Annotated in this window: 12 protein-coding genes, 1 tRNA gene and 2 pseudogenes; 7 read left to right on the top strand and 8 right to left on the bottom strand. The window is 68.4% G+C overall.

Features of this window, described 5'->3' with window-relative positions; translation table 11 throughout:
- Positions 1 to 43: 43 nt before the first annotated feature.
- The 4 genes from E3T40_RS16595 to E3T40_RS06010 form a co-directional block, all read right to left on the bottom strand.
- Entirely contained in the window at positions 44 to 526 is a 483-nt protein-coding gene (locus E3T40_RS16595) for a TadE family protein (RefSeq protein ID WP_194088383.1), read from the bottom strand.
- Positions 507 to 770: a DUF4244 domain-containing protein gene (locus E3T40_RS17540; RefSeq protein ID WP_134542903.1), complete on the bottom strand. Its 264-nt coding sequence runs from the start codon at positions 768 to 770 to the stop codon at positions 507 to 509. Before E3T40_RS17540 ends, E3T40_RS16595 begins: the two co-directional genes overlap by 20 nt.
- Positions 771 to 882: 112 nt before the next feature.
- Positions 883 to 1,887 (bottom strand): type II secretion system F family protein, encoded by a 1,005-nt coding sequence (locus tag E3T40_RS06015; protein ID WP_134542902.1) that lies wholly within the window; start codon positions 1,885 to 1,887, stop codon positions 883 to 885.
- Positions 1,884 to 3,089 carry a TadA family conjugal transfer-associated ATPase gene (locus E3T40_RS06010; protein WP_134542901.1) on the bottom strand — a complete coding sequence of 402 codons (1,206 nt, stop codon included), beginning with the start codon at positions 3,087 to 3,089 and terminating at the stop codon, positions 1,884 to 1,886. Before E3T40_RS06010 ends, E3T40_RS06015 begins: the two co-directional genes overlap by 4 nt.
- Positions 3,090 to 3,527: 438 nt before the next feature.
- Here E3T40_RS06010 and acs point away from each other — a divergent pair, with 438 nt between their 5' ends.
- Positions 3,528 to 5,483 (top strand): acetate--CoA ligase, encoded by a 1,956-nt coding sequence (gene acs / locus E3T40_RS06005; protein WP_104170784.1) that lies wholly within the window; start codon positions 3,528 to 3,530, stop codon positions 5,481 to 5,483.
- Positions 5,484 to 5,570: 87 nt separating this feature from the next.
- Here acs and E3T40_RS06000 read toward each other — a convergent pair whose 3' ends face one another.
- Together E3T40_RS06000 and E3T40_RS05995 are read right to left on the bottom strand one after the other, a co-directional pair.
- A complete protein-coding gene (locus tag E3T40_RS06000; RefSeq protein WP_134542900.1) occupies positions 5,571 to 6,041 on the bottom strand; it encodes a RidA family protein in 471 nt (156 codons plus the stop codon).
- Positions 6,042 to 6,044: 3 nt separating this feature from the next.
- Positions 6,045 to 6,209, bottom strand: a complete 165-nt coding sequence (locus E3T40_RS05995) for a DUF4177 domain-containing protein (protein ID WP_134342594.1) — start codon at positions 6,207 to 6,209, stop codon at positions 6,045 to 6,047.
- A gap of 50 nt (positions 6,210 to 6,259) precedes the next feature.
- On the opposite strand from E3T40_RS05995, the gene E3T40_RS05990 reads away from it, so the two are divergent.
- The 6 genes from E3T40_RS05990 (at position 6,260) to E3T40_RS05965 (ending at position 13,652) form a co-directional block, all read left to right on the top strand.
- Positions 6,260 to 8,854 carry a transglycosylase domain-containing protein gene (locus E3T40_RS05990; protein WP_134542899.1) on the top strand — a complete coding sequence of 865 codons (2,595 nt, stop codon included), beginning with the start codon at positions 6,260 to 6,262 and terminating at the stop codon, positions 8,852 to 8,854.
- A complete protein-coding gene (locus E3T40_RS05985; protein ID WP_134542898.1) occupies positions 8,851 to 9,834 on the top strand; it encodes a metallophosphoesterase in 984 nt (327 codons plus the stop codon). The genes E3T40_RS05990 and E3T40_RS05985 overlap by 4 nt, the downstream gene beginning before the upstream one ends.
- An 80-nt stretch (positions 9,835 to 9,914) precedes the next feature.
- A tRNA-Pro gene (locus E3T40_RS05980) sits at positions 9,915 to 9,988 on the top strand.
- Between the two features lie 146 nt (positions 9,989 to 10,134).
- The gene (locus tag E3T40_RS05975; protein ID WP_134542897.1) at positions 10,135 to 11,604 is read left to right on the top strand and encodes a DHA2 family efflux MFS transporter permease subunit; all 1,470 of its coding nucleotides are present in this window, start codon (positions 10,135 to 10,137) and stop codon (positions 11,602 to 11,604) included.
- A 119-nt stretch (positions 11,605 to 11,723) separates the two neighbouring features.
- Positions 11,724 to 12,209, top strand: a complete 486-nt coding sequence (locus tag E3T40_RS05970; protein ID WP_104170779.1) for a VanZ family protein — start codon at positions 11,724 to 11,726, stop codon at positions 12,207 to 12,209.
- A gap of 537 nt (positions 12,210 to 12,746) precedes the next feature.
- A complete protein-coding gene (locus E3T40_RS05965; RefSeq protein ID WP_104170778.1) occupies positions 12,747 to 13,652 on the top strand; it encodes a UTP--glucose-1-phosphate uridylyltransferase in 906 nt (301 codons plus the stop codon).
- 215 nt (positions 13,653 to 13,867) lie between these two features.
- Here the strand turns inward: E3T40_RS05965 and E3T40_RS05960 are convergent.
- Together E3T40_RS05960 and E3T40_RS05955 are read right to left on the bottom strand one after the other, a co-directional pair.
- Positions 13,868 to 14,377, bottom strand: a pseudogene (locus E3T40_RS05960) (NAD(P)-dependent oxidoreductase); the annotation flags it as partial.
- A pseudogene (locus tag E3T40_RS05955) lies at positions 14,377 to 14,578 on the bottom strand (dTDP-glucose 4,6-dehydratase); the annotation flags it as partial. The pseudogenes E3T40_RS05955 and E3T40_RS05960, both read right to left, overlap by 1 nt.

Genomic DNA, 14,578 nt, shown 5'->3' with positions numbered 1-14,578 from the left:
ACAGCCCGGGAAGTCAGGGTCCGGGACCTCCCCCGGCGGGGCCTCACCGGCCACCGCCGAGCGCGCAGGACCCGGCCCGGAGCGTGAGGCCGAAGGCCGCGAAAGCGCCGAACGAGCTCGGTGCGCGCAGGTTTACGCAGACGAACTCACCCCGGCGCTCCGAAGTCATCGAGGCCCCCTGCACCGCCCGCTGCACCAGCCCAGAGGCCCGGTCGACGCTGTCGCCGCGCGAGAGGGACCGGGCGGCGTCGGCCGCGGCATCCGTGAGGCGCACCTGCTGGCCGATCACCTGCAGGGCGCCCAGGCAGCAGGCGAGCACGAGCAGTACAGCCGGAACGACCGTCGCGAACTCGGCGGTGACGCTGCCGCGGTCGCGGGGGCGGTCCCTGGGGCCGGGGCGGCGCCGGGCGCGGCTTCGGGCGCTCGGGGCGTCGTCGGAGTGCCCGTCGGAGTGCCCGTCGGAGTGCCCGTCGGAGTGCCCTTCGGAGTGCCCTTCCGGCCGGCGGCTACCCCACGGAAAGCGCATTGCGCACCAGATCGGTCAGGATGCCGCGCACCTCGTCGCCGCGCAGGATGACGATCAGCAGGCCGGCGAATCCGACCGCCGCCATCGTGGCAACGGCGTATTCGGCGGTGGCTGCACCCGTCTCGGCGCGCAGGCCGCGCGGCAGCCGGAACCGGTCGGGACGGGGGAGCCGAGGTGCCGGTGCCGCCTTGCGCAGAGAATCGTGGCCAAGGCCGGGGCCGGTGGTCGGTTCGATGGTGGGCATTCGTTCGTCTCCTTCTCGCGTCGGGCGACGCGGTGTGTGGGCGGCACGAGTGGTCTCAGACTGGCGCGGGCGAGGGCGGAACACCGACAGCCGCTCGCTTCGGTGCAGAACTTCAGAAAACGAGCACTGTGGACGAGAGGACGGTCATCAACAGCGGCAGAACTCCGATCAGCATGAATGCGGGCAGCACGCACACCCCGAGCGGGATCATGAGCGTGACCGCGAGGGTGGCGGCCCGGTGCTGGCCGTCGCTGCGGGCCTGCCGACGCAGCTGGTCGGCCTCGCTTCGCAACAGCTCCGCGGCGGGAACGCCGGCGCGCACCGACAGAGCGAGCACCCGGTCGATGCTGGCCGCCGAGTCCGCGCGGTGCAGGGCGAACCGCTCTGCCGCCGCGTCGACCAGGGTCCGGGCGCGGTCGACGGAGCCGCCGCCGGTCATGGCGATGGCGGTGAGGTCCAGTTCGAGCCCGGGGGTCGGGTCCCGTGCCCGGGCGGAGTGCACGAGCCGCCGGTTCCAGAGGTCCGCCGCCAGCATGAGGGCGCCGCCGCCGGCGAGGCAGGCCCAGCCGGGTGCGGTGAGGAACAGCGTCTGCAGCGTGTTGAAGCCCAGAAGGCTGCCGAACAGCACACCGACGACCGGCAGGAACGCGACCATCCGTGCCGTGGCGCTCGGGCCGGCGAGCGCCACGGCGAGGTCGGCGTGCAACTGGCCGAGGTCTCGGAAGGATGACGCCAGTTGCCGCAGGCAGGAGGCCAGCGGCGCTCCGGCCTGGGTGGCCACCTGCCAGGCCGCGGCGAGGCCCAGCCAGGCGGCGCCGATCTGGCCGCCAAGTGCGCGGGCCTCGGCGGCCACGGCGTCGGCGATGTTGTCGCCGCGGCGCCCGGCGTCGGCCGCCGCCCGGATGATCTGTGCCCCCGAAGAGGGCGGTGTCGGCGACAGAGACTTTTCGCCGACGGGGTGCGAAGCGACGGGTTCGAGGTAGGCCCACGCGGATGCCGGGGAGACGCCGGCGGCGAGGAGAACCGCGATGCGTTGGGTCACCTGCGCCACCTCCTCGATGGCCGGGCTGGCCGGACCGTGCCGCCGCCTCACGCCGAGCCACGTGCCGAGTCTCATGCCGATTCTCCTGCCGAGTCTCCAGTCTCGGCGGGCGCGGCGGCCCGCCGCCCGTGTGTGCGGACCGGTCTGGGCGGGCCGGACTCCCCCGGGGCCCAGCGGTTCCCCGGGGTCGCGGCGATCACCAGCAGGCGATCCCGGGCGTCCAGCACGAACCGGCCGAGCGGGGCGAGCCGGCGGCGGCCCTCGCGGCGCTCGAGGTGCAGCACCAGCCCGATCGCGCTCACCGCCTGCCGGGCCACCGCTTCCGGACTCAGTCCGGCGAGAGCGCCGAGGGCCTCGAGTCGGGCCGGAACGTCGTGCAGGGAGTTCGCGTGCAGGGTGCCGGCGCCGCCGTCGTGGCCGGTGTTGAGCGCGGCCAGCAGCTCCCGGATCTCGGCACCGCGGCATTCGCCGAGCACCAGCCGGTCGGGGCGCATCCGTAACGCCTCGCGCAGGAGACTCTCCAGGCCGATTCGGCCGGCCCCCTCGAGGTTCGGCTGCCGGGCCTCGAGCGCCACGACATGCGGGTGGTCGATACGCAGTTCGGCGACGTCCTCGATGGCCACGATGCGTTCCTCAGGCGGTGCCTCGCCCAGCAGCGCCGCGAGCAGGGTGGTCTTGCCGCTGCCGGCGGCTCCCGTGATGAGCAGGTTCTCGCGCCGGTGCACGGCCGCGCGCAGCCGGTCGGCGACGGCGACGGATGCCTCCCCCACCCCGAACAGACCCCCGGCGGCGAGCGCGGCGAGGCTCAGCCGCTCGGCGCGAGGCAGCCGGATGGACAACAGCGTGCCCGTGCTCGACGCCGGCGGCAGCACCGCATGCACCCGGATGCCGTCGGACAGCCGCACATCGACGCAGGGGCTGGCCTCGTCGATGTGGCGCCCGCCGAGGGCGATCAGGCGCACCGCCAGTTCCCGCACAGCCGGTTCCGGGCAGCTCCACTGCGGGGCGTGCAGCAGTCCGTGGCCGGCATCCACCCACAGCCCGGCGGCTCCGTTGACGAACAGATCGGTGACCTCGCCGTCGGCGGCGAACTCGGCGAGCGGGCCGAGCACGAACACGTCGAGGGGCCGGATCGCCGGGAGCACACCGGGGCTGAGCACACCGGGGCTGAGCGCACCGGGCGGCCGGGCATCCGTGCGGCGGTCGGGAGCGCCGGCGGGAGGGCGGGCAGGCACGGACCTGCCATACGACGGGACGGCGACGAACGGCTCGGGCATGCCCCGACGTTAGATCGGCGGTGGAAGCGCATCCGGCCCCTGCGCCGGATCGAGGAGAACCCGGGCCGACCGCCGGCTGGGGAGGACCGGGACGCACCACCGCGAAAAGCCACCGGTTAAAAAAGGGGGGCGGCACCTATTGGGGGGAACAGGTGCCGCCTCGGCAGTGCGCTGATTGGGGGGAACCAGACACACCGCAGGTCAAAACTTTCGTTCAGACGATATTCAATGTACAAGGGGAATTACGGATGCGCAAGTCCCCCGTGTCCTCATAAATGAGGACACGGAACCCGGGCGCCTGATGAGACCACAATTGGGGGTGGGAACTCACCGCAATTCCGCGCAACCTGGGCGACACATGTCGCCGTGTAGGGTTCAGGAGGGGGCTGGGTTAACGCGCCCGATACACGCAGCGCATCGCAAAGGAGCGACATACGTATGAGCGTCAAGATCGATAACCTTCTCCATGAATCCCGCAGATTCCCGCCGACACCGGAATTTGCCGCACAATCCATCGCGAAGCCGCAGATCTATCAGGACGCCGCGGACGACCGTTTGAAATTCTGGGCTGATCAAGCCCGCGAGCTTCTGCACTGGCACAAGCCGTTCACAAAAACACTGGACTGGACCAATCCACCGTTCGCCAAATGGTTCGAAGACGGCGAATTGAACGTGGCCTGGAACTGCCTCGACCGGCACGTGCTGGCCGGCAACGGCGACCGGGTCGCGCTGCACTTCGAGGGTGAGCCGGGAGACTCCCGCGACATCACATATGCCGAGCTCACTGCCGAAGTGAAGCGTGCTGCGAATGTGCTGACAAAACTCGGCGTGAATGCCGGGGATCGCGTCGCGATCTACCTGCCGATGATCCCGGAGGCCGTCATCTCGATGCTCGCCGTGGCCCGCATCGGCGCCGTGCACTCGGTCATCTTCGGCGGTTTCAGCGCCGAAAGCCTCCGTTCGCGCATCGATGACGCCAGCGCCGTGCTCGTGATCACCGCCGACGGCGGTTACCGCAAGGGCAAGGCGTCCGCTCTCAAGCCGGCCGTCGACGCGGCTCTGGAGGGCGGCGAGACCACCGTGCGCAACGTGCTGGTGGTCAAGCGCACCGACGGCTTCGTGGAGTGGTTCGACCGCGACCTGTGGTGGCACGATGAGCTCGCCTCGGTCGCGGGAGAGCATGAGGCGCTGGGCTTCCCGGCCGAGAACCCGCTGTTCATCCTCTACACGTCCGGCACCACCGGCAAGCCCAAGGGCATCCTGCACACCACCGGTGGCTACCTCACGCAGGTGGCGTTCACCCACAAGAACGTGTTCGACCTGCACCCCGAGACGGATGTCTACTGGTGCACCGCCGACGTCGGCTGGATCACCGGCCACAGCTACGTGGTCTACGGCCCGCTCGCCAACGGCGCCACCCAGGTGCTCTTCGAGGGCACCCCGGACACCCCGCACCCCGGCCGGTGGTGGGAAATCGTTGAGAAGTACAAGGTGAGCATCCTGTACACGGCGCCCACGGCCATCCGTACCTTCATGAAGCTGGGTCGCCAGATCCCGCAGGGCTTCGACCTGACCAGCCTGCGCCTGCTCGGTTCGGTGGGCGAGCCCATCAACCCGGAGGCGTGGATGTGGTATCGCGAGGTCATCGGCGGCAATGTCGCGCCGGTGGTCGACACCTGGTGGCAGACCGAGACCGGCGCGATCATGATTTCCGCCCTGCCCGGCGTGACGACGACCAAGCCCGGATCGGCGCAGAGCCCGATCCCCGGCGTCGTGATCGACGTGCTCGACGACGAGGGAAACCACGTGGGCCGCGACAACGGTGGCCTGCTTGTGGTGACCGAACCGTGGCCGTCGATGCTGCGCGGCATCTGGGGTGACCCGGAGCGCTTCAAGGAGACGTACTGGGAGAAGTTCGGTTCGGAGAACCCGCGCTACTTCGCCGGTGATGGCGCCCGCCTCGACCGTGACGGTGAGATCTGGCTGCTCGGCCGGGTCGACGACGTGATGAACGTGTCGGGGCACCGTCTGTCCACGGCCGAGATCGAGTCGTCGCTGGTGGCGCACCCGATGACCGCCGAGGCGGCCGTGGTCGGCGCGCACGACGACACGACCGGCCAGGCGGTGGTGGCGTTCGTCATCATCAAGTACAGCCACCTGGAGGAGTCCTCGCACGCGGACATCCAGGCCGTGCTGCGGGCGCACGTGTCCCAGCAGATCGGTGCCATCGCGAGGCCCCGCCAGATCTTCATCGTGAGCGAGCTGCCGAAGACGCGCTCGGGCAAGATCATCCGGCGTCTGCTGCAGGATGTCGCGGAGGGCCGCGAGGTCGGCGACACCACCACCCTCGCTGACACCTCGGTGATGACGGCGATCATGTCCACCCTGAAGTAACAAGCGTCTAACCAATTCGTTCGGGCACGCACCCGAGTAGACACACGAAAGCGGGCAGGCCCAGTGGGCCTGCCCGCTTTCTGGGGCTCAGGCGAAGGAGACGATGAGCTCCAGCTCGACCGGGGAATCCAGCGGCAGCACGGCGACGCCGACGGCCGAGCGGGCATGCACGCCCCGGTCGCCGAAGATCTCGCCGAGCACCTGGGAGGCACCGTTGACAACACCGGGCTGGCCGGTGAACGACGGGTCGGATGCGACGAAGCCGGTGACCTTGACGACCTGCGTCACTCGGTCCAGCGATCCGATCGCGGCCTGGATGGCGGCAAGCCCGTTCAGCGCGCACTGCCGGGCGTAGTCATGGGCGTCGGCGGCCGGCACGAGTCCGTGGCCGTCGCCGACCTTGCCGGTGGCCGGCAGCGCCCCCGAGATCATCGGCAGCTGACCGCTGGTGAACACCAGCGAGCCGGAGACCACGGCCGGCACATAGGTGGCCACGGGCGGCACGACGCTCGGCAGCTCGATGCCGAGCTCGGCCAGTCGGGCAGCGATCTGCGCCACGCCTCAGGCTCCTTCGGTGGCGACGGGGCGCTTGAGGTAGGCGACAAGCCCACCCTCGGGTCCGGGAACGACCTGCACGAGCTCCCAGCCCTCCGAGCCCCAGTTGTTCAAAATGGCAGCTGTGTTGTGAATCATCAGCGGCGTCGTAAGGTACTCCCAGGCAGGCATAAGGCTCCGATTCAGGCGGTTTTTCAGATTTGTCACTTAGTCTCAATAGTATGTCTGCCAAAAATCGTACGGTTAGTGGAGCGCTCGGCGGGTTCCTCGGTTTCGTCGGGATGAGCGCCGTGGCCGGCGTCCTCGTCGCCGCCGCTGTCACCCCCGCTCTGGCCCTCTCCGGCATGACAGCCACGAACACAATCAACATGTTCGAGAGCCTCCCCGACTACCTCGCGATCGACCAGCTGGCGCAGAAGAGCAACATCTACGCGACCAACGCCGACGGCAGCCCCCTGCTTCTGGCCTCGTTCTATGATCAGAACCGGGTGGAAGTCGAGTGGGACGCGATCAGCCCGTTCGTGAAGGATGCCGTGATCGCGGGCGAGGACCCCCGCTTCTATGAGCATGGCGGCATCGACCTCGAGGGCACCGTCAAGGGCGTCGTGAGCACCGTGGCCACCGGCACCGCGCGCGGCGGCTCCTCGATCACCCAGCAGTACGTGAAAAACGTGCAGGTGCAGAAGTGCGAGGCTCTGGCCGACGAAAAGAAGCGCATGAGCTGCTACGACACGGCCACGGAGACCACCCCCGACCGCAAGCTCAAGGAGATGCGCCTCGCCATCGGCGTGGAGAAGCAGTACGCGAAAGACGACATCCTTCGCCAGTACCTGAACATCACCGGTTTCGGCGGCACGGTCTACGGCATCGAATCGGCCGCCAACTACTACTACAACACCACCGCCGCGGGCCTGTCACTGGCGCAGGCGGCGAGCCTGGTGGCGATCGTGAACAACCCGGTCAAGTTCCAGCTCGACAACGCGGACAGCGAAACCAACGGCGTCGCCAACGGGTATGCCGCCAACAAGGAACGCCGCGACTACATCTTGGGCGAGATGCTCAAGTACCAGAAGATCACCCAGGAAGACTACGACGCCGCCCTGGCCACCGTGATCGAGCCCACCATCACGGAACCCAGCACCGGGTGTGCGACAGCCGGCGGCAGCGCCTACTTCTGCGACCTGGTCGTCAACACCCTGCGGAACGACCCCTCTTTCGGTGAAGACGAAGTCACCCGCATGGCCAACTTCCGTCGTGGCGGCTACGAGATCTACACCACGCTCGACCTCGACCTGCAGAACGCCGCCGAGACCACCATGAAGAAGCACGTGCCGAAGCAGTACGGGGACTGGGACGTGGGCGGTGTGATCACCAGCGTCGAGGTGGGCACCGGCCGAGTGTTGGCCATGACCCAGAACAAGGATTACAGCCAGGACCCGGCCGTGACCGAGAACAACAACGACTACACGGGCATCAACTACAACACCAACTCCAACGAGGGCGGCTCGCTCGGGTTCCAGCCCGGCTCGACCTACAAGGTCTTCACCCTCGCCGAGTGGCTGACCCAGGGGCACACGCTCAACGAGCGCGTCGACTCCCGCCGTAAGAGCGACTGGGGCGTGTTCAAGAACAGCTGTGAAGGCAACCAGAGCTATGTCTTCAACCCCAAGAACGACGCGAACGAACCCGGCAACAACTACAGCGCGCTGCAGTCGACGATCGACTCCATCAACACCGGGTTCATCGGCATGGCGAAGAAGCTGGACCAGTGCGGCATCGCCACGATGGCCAACTCCTTCGGAGTGGGCCGCGCCGACCTGAAGCCTCTCGAACAAGGTCCCTCGGCCGTGCTCGGCACGAACGAGGTCGCGCCGCTCAGCATGGCCATCGCCTTCGCCGGCATCGCCAACAACGGCCTCAGCTGCAGCCCGATCGTGATCGACCGGATCGTCGGCGGGGACGGCACCGACATGACCCCGCCGCAGACCAAGTGCACCCAGGCGGTCACCCCTGAGGTCGACGCCGGCATGACGTATGCCATGCAAAAGGTGATGACCGAAGGCTCGGGACGCGCGTCGAATTCCGCGACCTCCCCGAGGGTGCCGATGATCGGCAAGACCGGAACCACCGACGGCAACAAGGACACCTGGATGAGCGGCGCGAGCAGCAAGGTCGCCACGGTGATCGGCGTCGTCAGCGTCACCGGCGACATCAACCAGCGTCTCGTGGACGACTGGGAGGGCGGCACGGCCGCCACCGCCCGTCACCGCATGTGGCCGGAGGTGATGAGCGTCGCGAACGCGAAGTACGGCGGAGACGCCTTCGCCGAGGCATCCAACAAGGTGCTGCAGGCCGTTCAGATTCCGGTCCCCGACCTGCGCGGCAAGTCGATGAGCGAAGCCGCCTCCACCCTGACCTCGGCCGGCTTCGACGTGGTCGACGGCGGTGTGACCGACTCCGAGATGCCCGCCGGCACCGTGGCCCGCACCGACCCGGCCGGCGGCAGCAGCGCCAGCCGCGGCTCGACCGTGACCGTCTACTCCAGCAACGGTGTACTCAAGATCGTGCCCGATGTCGTGGGCAAGACCGAGGCCGAAGCTACCTCCACCCTGGCGGGCTTCAGCATCGCCAAGCAGGAGCAGGACGTCACCGATCCGAAGCAGGTCGGCACGGTGCTCTCCATGACACCGACCGCCGGCTCCGGCGCCGCGGCGGGCAGCGCCGTCACGATCGTGGTCGGCAAGCTTGCCGCCGGCGCGAAGCCCGACGCGAAACCCGACGCGAAACCCGACGCGAACGGCGGGGGCAACGGATGACGCGCGCCAACTCCGCAGGCACCTCCTTGGCCGTCAGCGCCGGGGTGGTAGCCGCGGCCGGAGTCGTCGCGTTCGCCTGGGGCTCTCTCGTGGAGCGCCGCATGTTCACCCTCCGCGAGGTTCTCGTTCCGGTGCTCGCGCCTGGATCCGCCCCGATCAAGGTGCTGCACCTCTCCGACCTGCACATGGCACCGTGGCAGCGGGATAAACAGGACTGGGTGCGCGGCTTGGCCGACCTCGAGCCGGACCTGATCGTGAACACGGGCGACAACCTCGGTCACGCCGACGGCATCTCCGGGATCGAGTATGCCCTCGAACCGTTCCGCGGCATTCCGGGCATCTTCGTCAACGGGTCGAACGACTACTACGGGCCGCAGTTGAAGAACCCGATGCGGTACTTCCGTGCCCCGTCGACGCTTCGCTCGGCGTTTCACGAGAAGCTCGACATCGCCCACCTGCACCGGGTGTTCGGCGACCTCGGCTGGATCGACCTCGACAACGCGGCGGCCGCGCTCGACATCAACGGCACCCACCTGGAGCTGTTCGGGGTGGACGACCCGCACATCGGGCTCGACCGCCTCGACCTGATCACCCGGGCGATCGACGACCTGCGCGCGAACGACCCGTTGTCGGAGGAGCACTGGCCCGACCCCGAGGAGGCGACCCCGCCGCGGTCGACGCTCACGGTGGGCGTCGTCCACGCGCCCTACCAGCGGGTGCTCAACTCGTTCGTCAACCATGGCGCCCAGCTGATCCTGGCCGGGCACACGCACGGCGGGCAGGTGTGCGTTCCCCGCTACGGCGCCCTCGTCACCAACTGCGACATCCCGCGCAAGCAGGTCAAGGGCCTCAGCCTCTGGGACTCCGGACTGCACACCTCGTACCTCAACGTGTCCGCAGGGCTCGGCACGTCGATCTACGCGCCGGTGCGGTTCGCCTGCGCGCCGGAGGCGACCCTGCTCACGCTGACGGCGGCGTAGCGGGGGTCTCGGCAGGCTCGGCGCCGGATGGTCGTGGTAGGGCATCCGGGGGGTTATACTTGTCAAGGCTTACGGGCCATCGGGGTATGGCGCAGCTTGGTAGCGCGCGTCGTTCGGGACGACGAGGTCGCAGGTTCAAATCCTGTTACCCCGACAGATATGCAAAACCCTCACTCTTCGGAGTGGGGGTTTTGTAGTTGGTGTTTGGTGTTTGGTAGTTGGTGTTTGGTAGTTGGTGTTCGGTAGTTGGTGTTTGGTGCGGCCGGGCCGGCGCGGCCAGAAGCGCGAGAGGATCATGTCATGACCGATTCCAGCCCGGGTCTCCCCGCACCTGTCGCTATCCCACGGCATGCCTGGCAGGCCCTGATCGTGCTGCTGGCCGGCATGTTCATGGCGCTGCTCGACACCACGATCGTGAATGTGGCGCTTCCGACCATCCGTACCAGCCTGGATGCCTCGGAGGCCACCCTCTCCTGGATCATCTCCGGCTACGCGCTCGCCTTCGGGATCGCGCTGATCCCGGCCGGGCGGCTCGGCGACCGCATCGGCCACAAGTGGGTCTTCTTCACCGGTCTACTGCTGTTCACCCTGGCCAGCCTCGCCTGCGGGCTCGCGCAGAACGATCTGCAGCTGATCATCGCCCGGGTCGTGCAGGGGCTTGCCGGCGGCATGTTCGTGCCGGCCGTGACCGCTGTGATCCAGCTTCTGTTCCCGCCCATCACCCGCGGCAAGGCGTTCGCGATCATGGGCACGGTGATCGGCGTATCCACGGCGCTCGGCCCGATCATCGGCGGCCTGATCATCGAGGCCTTCGGCGACGAGAACGGATGGCGCCTGGTCTTCTGGGTCAACCTGCCGATCGGCATCATCGCCCTCGTCGCGGCGGCGATCCTGTTGCCGGCCGGCTCCGAACGTGCCCCGGGCACCCCGAGCGGCGGCATCGACTGGGTGGGCCTGCTGCTGATCTCCGGCGGGCTCGTGGCGCTGCTCGTTCCCCTGATCGAGGGCGAGGACCAGGGCTGGCCGCTCTGGACCTACCTGACCCTGGCGGCGGGGGCGGCGTTGATTGTGGCATTCGGCTTCTGGGAGGTGGCGTACACCCGGTGGGGCAAAAGCCCGCTGGTGCCGCCGCGGCTGTTCCGGCATCCGGCGTTCACCGGCGGCATCGTGCTCGCCCTGGTCTACTTCGCCGCGTTCACCAGCATCTTCTTCACCATTTCGATCCTCTGGCAGGCCGGCCTCGGGCACACCGCCCTCGAGTCGGGGCTGGTATCGATCCCGTTCGCGATCGGAACCATCATCGGCGCCTCGCAGAGCAACCGGCTGGCGCAGCGGCTCGGCCGCACCGTGCTGATCATCGGCGTGTCCCTGGTCACCATCGGCCTGGTCTGGGTCTGGCTCGCCCTGCTCCTGATCGGCCCGGCGATCACCAACTGGGAGCTGCTGCCGCCGCTGCTGATCGCGGGTCTCGGCAGCGGATTCTTCATCGCGCCGAACGCCCAGTTCATCGTGGCGACCGTGGACCGCTCCGAGGCCGGTGCGGCCAGCGGCGTGGTCGGCGTGATGCAGCGGGTCGGCAGCGCCGTGGGCATCGCCGTGATCGGCAGCGTTTTCTTCGGCACGCTGGTCGTGGCCGGCCCCGGTGCGGAGGCCGTCGCCGCCGGCTTCACCGACAGCGCCACCGCGGCGATGGGCGTGAGCGCCTCGTTCAGCGTGCTGGCACTGCTGCTCGTCTTCGTGCTGCCGAAGCGGGTGTCGGCCGGGCGGTAGGGGCTCGGCCTGCAACTCGCCCCCGCGCACGCACGCGTCTAGGGTAGGTAGATCGACAGTGTTGCGGTCAGGTCCCGGCGCCGTCGGTTCGCCGACCGTGACGTACCGGGAGGCGAGACATGACCGACGCGAGTCGCACTCTCCCGCCGACACCGCCGGGCCCTCCCGCGGCGGGCGGAGCCGCGCACACCCGGCTGCGTCGGTGGGCGCCTTGGCTCATGCTCGCCTATCTGGTCGCGCTGGCCTTCATCGCGTTCTGGCCGGTGCCGGTCGACCGGGCGGCGTACGACTCACTGCTGGCCCTTATCGATTGGCTGCAGGAACACGGCGCGCCGGGCTGGGTGCGCTACAGCCTGGTCGAGTTCATCGCCAACATCGCCCTGTTCGTGCCGGTCGGCCTGTTCGTCGTGCTCGTGGCCGGCGCACGACGGTGGTGGCTGGCCGTGCTGGTCGGGTTCGCGGCGAGCTGCACCATCGAACTCGGGCAGCTGATCTTCCTTCCGGACCGCTTCGCCACCCTCGCCGATGTGGTCGCAAACACGGTTGGGGCCGCCGTCGGCGGGGTGCTCGGGCTGGTTCTGTTGCGCGGCGGCCGCGGGCGCTGACGGGGACTGCAGGTCGGGTGCGGGTGTGCGCCGGGGTGCCCGTCGGCACGTGCACTTGCCTTTTCTGTGGCTAACTCAGGAGATCCGGGATAGGCCTCGGTATCCGTTGCGTAATTCCGGGGGCGCAAGCCGCAGCCGGCCCGGTTTTCCTGAGTTAGCCCCCTCCGGGCGCGCATAACTCCTGCAGATTCTGACGGATGTGCCCGATTCGGCCTGGCGTGACCCTCCGGCCGCGAATTGCAGGAGTTATACCAGCTGAGGCACCGGGCACCGGGCTCACAGGTGGCTAACTCAGGAGATCTGGGCTGGATGTCCGGCACAGCCCCCGGAAACCCGGCGCAACGGATGACTGTGGCCGGGTTTCTCCTGAATTAGCCGCAGCTGCCAGCCCGACTCAGGGGTACGGCAAGGCGGCATAGAGCGGGCGGCAGGTGACCTCACGGGCAGTGGCCGGTGGCCGAGACAGATCACGGCGCCAGACCGAAAGATCCGCGGTGGGAGATGCGGCGGCAACACTGCGCCCTTAGTCTGAGTCTCATGAGCTCCGAGATTACCAAGGCCGTCATTCCCGCGGCAGGACTGGGAACACGCTTCCTGCCGGCAACCAAGGCCATGCCGAAGGAAATGCTTCCCGTCGTCGACAAGCCCGCGATCCAGTACGTGGTCGAGGAGGCAGCCGCTGCCGGTCTGACCGACCTGCTGATGGTGACAGGGCGGCATAAGAACGCGTTGGAGAACCACTTCGACCGCATGACCGAGTTGGAGTCGCTGCTCGAGAAGAAGGGCGACCACGACCGCCTGGCGAAGGTGCGGCACCCCACCCGGCTGGCCGACATCCACTACTTGCGCCAGGGCGACCCGCTCGGACTCGGTCATGCGGTGCTGCGCGCGAAGATGCACGTCGGCGACGAGCCGTTCGCGGTGCTGCTGGGTGATGACCTGATCGACATCCGTGACCCGTTGCTGGCCCGGATGCTGGTGGAGCAGGGCGCGCGCAACGCCAGCATCGTGGCGCTGATGGAGGTCGATCCGTCGCAGATCCACCTCTACGGCTGTGCCGCGATCGAGCCCACCGACGACCCCGACGTGGTGCGCGTGACCGGGCTCGTGGAGAAGCCTAGCGCCGCGGATGCCCCGTCGAACCTGGCCATCATCGGCCGCTATGTGCTGCGTCCGGAGGTGTTCGACGTGCTCGAGCACACCCTGCCGGGCAAGGGCAACGAGATTCAGCTCACGGATGCGCTGCAGGAGCTTGCGACGACCCCGGATGCGACGGGTGGAGTGTTCGGAGTGATCTTCCGCGGCCGCCGCTATGACACCGGCGACCTCCTGAACTACATCAAGGCGGTCCTGCGGCTCGCCGTGGATCGCGAGGACCTCGGGCCGGACCTGCGGCCGTGGCTGCAAGAGTTTGTGGCTACTCTCACCTTAGACAGCGCCTAACGACGCTGTCACCGCGACCCGAATTGCTGCCATCACCGGCACCAGATCGACCGGCTTAATCCCGCCCGCATCTACGCGCTCGGCAGCAATGCGGCCGTCCGTTACGCGGTCGAGGCAGCCCAGGCCGGGCGTATCGGCCAGGGCCTGAATTCAGCAGGGGTCATACGGCCAGGGCGCCGGCGGCGTTCGCCGCGGCCAGAGCCTCGCGCCAGTGAGGTGTCGCGGGTGGCAGCCAGCTTCAGCATGGTCTTGGGGAAGTTCGGGCCGTGCGCGCCGTAGAGCCAGGCCGTGCGCACGATGTAGCTGCCCGACGGGTGTTCCTGCAGTACGAGCGCCTCGCCGGCGGCCTTGGTGCGGCCGTAGGCGGAGATCGGGTTGATCTCGGTGTCCTCCGCGTAGGGTTCGGTGGCGCTGCCGTCGAACACATAGTCGGTGGAGATCTGCACGAGCTTCGCCCCGGTGGCGGATGCGGCCAACGCCAGGTTGTGGGGGCCGGTCGCGTTGATCGCGTACGCGGCGTCTTCGTTCGTCTCAGCGTCGTCCACCTGCGTGTATGCGGCGGCGTTGATGATGACGTCGTAGCCGACGACCTGAGCCAGAACCGCGGCCCGGTCGGTGATGTCCAGCTCGGTGCGGTCGAACGCTGTGACGTCGCGGCCGGCGAGCGCGGCCTGCAGGTCGCGTCCGAGCATCCCGGCCGCGCCGGTGATCAGATAGCGGGTCATCAGCTCAATGCCGCACGGGCCTTGAGCGGCTCCCACCAGGTGCGGTTGTCGCGGTACCACTGCACGACGTCCGCGAGTCCCTGTTCGAACGGAACGAGGGGTGCGTAGCCGAGTTCGGACTGGATCTTCGAGATATCCACGGAGTAGCGCAGGTCGTGGCCGAGGCGGTCGGCGACGCGGTCGACGTAGGACCAGTCCGTG

It is taken from the genome of Cryobacterium sp. TMT1-19 (genome assembly GCF_004403055.1).
Taxonomy (GTDB): domain Bacteria; phylum Actinomycetota; class Actinomycetes; order Actinomycetales; family Microbacteriaceae; genus Cryobacterium; species Cryobacterium sandaracinum.
The sequence above is the reverse complement of the archived record's forward strand: the minus strand, read 5'-3'. Positions and strand labels throughout refer to the sequence as shown.

Bases quoted from the DNA above. Each gene is read 5' to 3' on its own strand.
- E3T40_RS16595 (WP_194088383.1), bottom strand. From the start codon at position 526: ATGCGCTTTCCGTGGGGTAGCCGCCGGCCGGAAGGGCACTCCGAAGGG.
- E3T40_RS17540 (WP_134542903.1), bottom strand. From the start codon at position 770: ATGCCCACCATCGAACCGACCACCGGCCCCGGCCTTGGCCACGATTCT.
- E3T40_RS06015 (WP_134542902.1), bottom strand. From the start codon at position 1,887: ATGAGACTCGGCACGTGGCTCGGCGTGAGGCGGCGGCACGGTCCGGCC.
- E3T40_RS06010 (WP_134542901.1), bottom strand. From the start codon at position 3,089: ATGCCCGAGCCGTTCGTCGCCGTCCCGTCGTATGGCAGGTCCGTGCCT.
- acs (WP_104170784.1), top strand. From the start codon at position 3,528: ATGAGCGTCAAGATCGATAACCTTCTCCATGAATCCCGCAGATTCCCG.
- E3T40_RS05995 (WP_134342594.1), bottom strand. From the start codon at position 6,209: ATGCCTGCCTGGGAGTACCTTACGACGCCGCTGATGATTCACAACACA.
- E3T40_RS05990 (WP_134542899.1), top strand. From the start codon at position 6,260: ATGTCTGCCAAAAATCGTACGGTTAGTGGAGCGCTCGGCGGGTTCCTC.
- E3T40_RS05985 (WP_134542898.1), top strand. From the start codon at position 8,851: ATGACGCGCGCCAACTCCGCAGGCACCTCCTTGGCCGTCAGCGCCGGG.
- E3T40_RS05975 (WP_134542897.1), top strand. From the start codon at position 10,135: ATGACCGATTCCAGCCCGGGTCTCCCCGCACCTGTCGCTATCCCACGG.
- E3T40_RS05970 (WP_104170779.1), top strand. From the start codon at position 11,724: ATGACCGACGCGAGTCGCACTCTCCCGCCGACACCGCCGGGCCCTCCC.
- E3T40_RS05965 (WP_104170778.1), top strand. From the start codon at position 12,747: ATGAGCTCCGAGATTACCAAGGCCGTCATTCCCGCGGCAGGACTGGGA.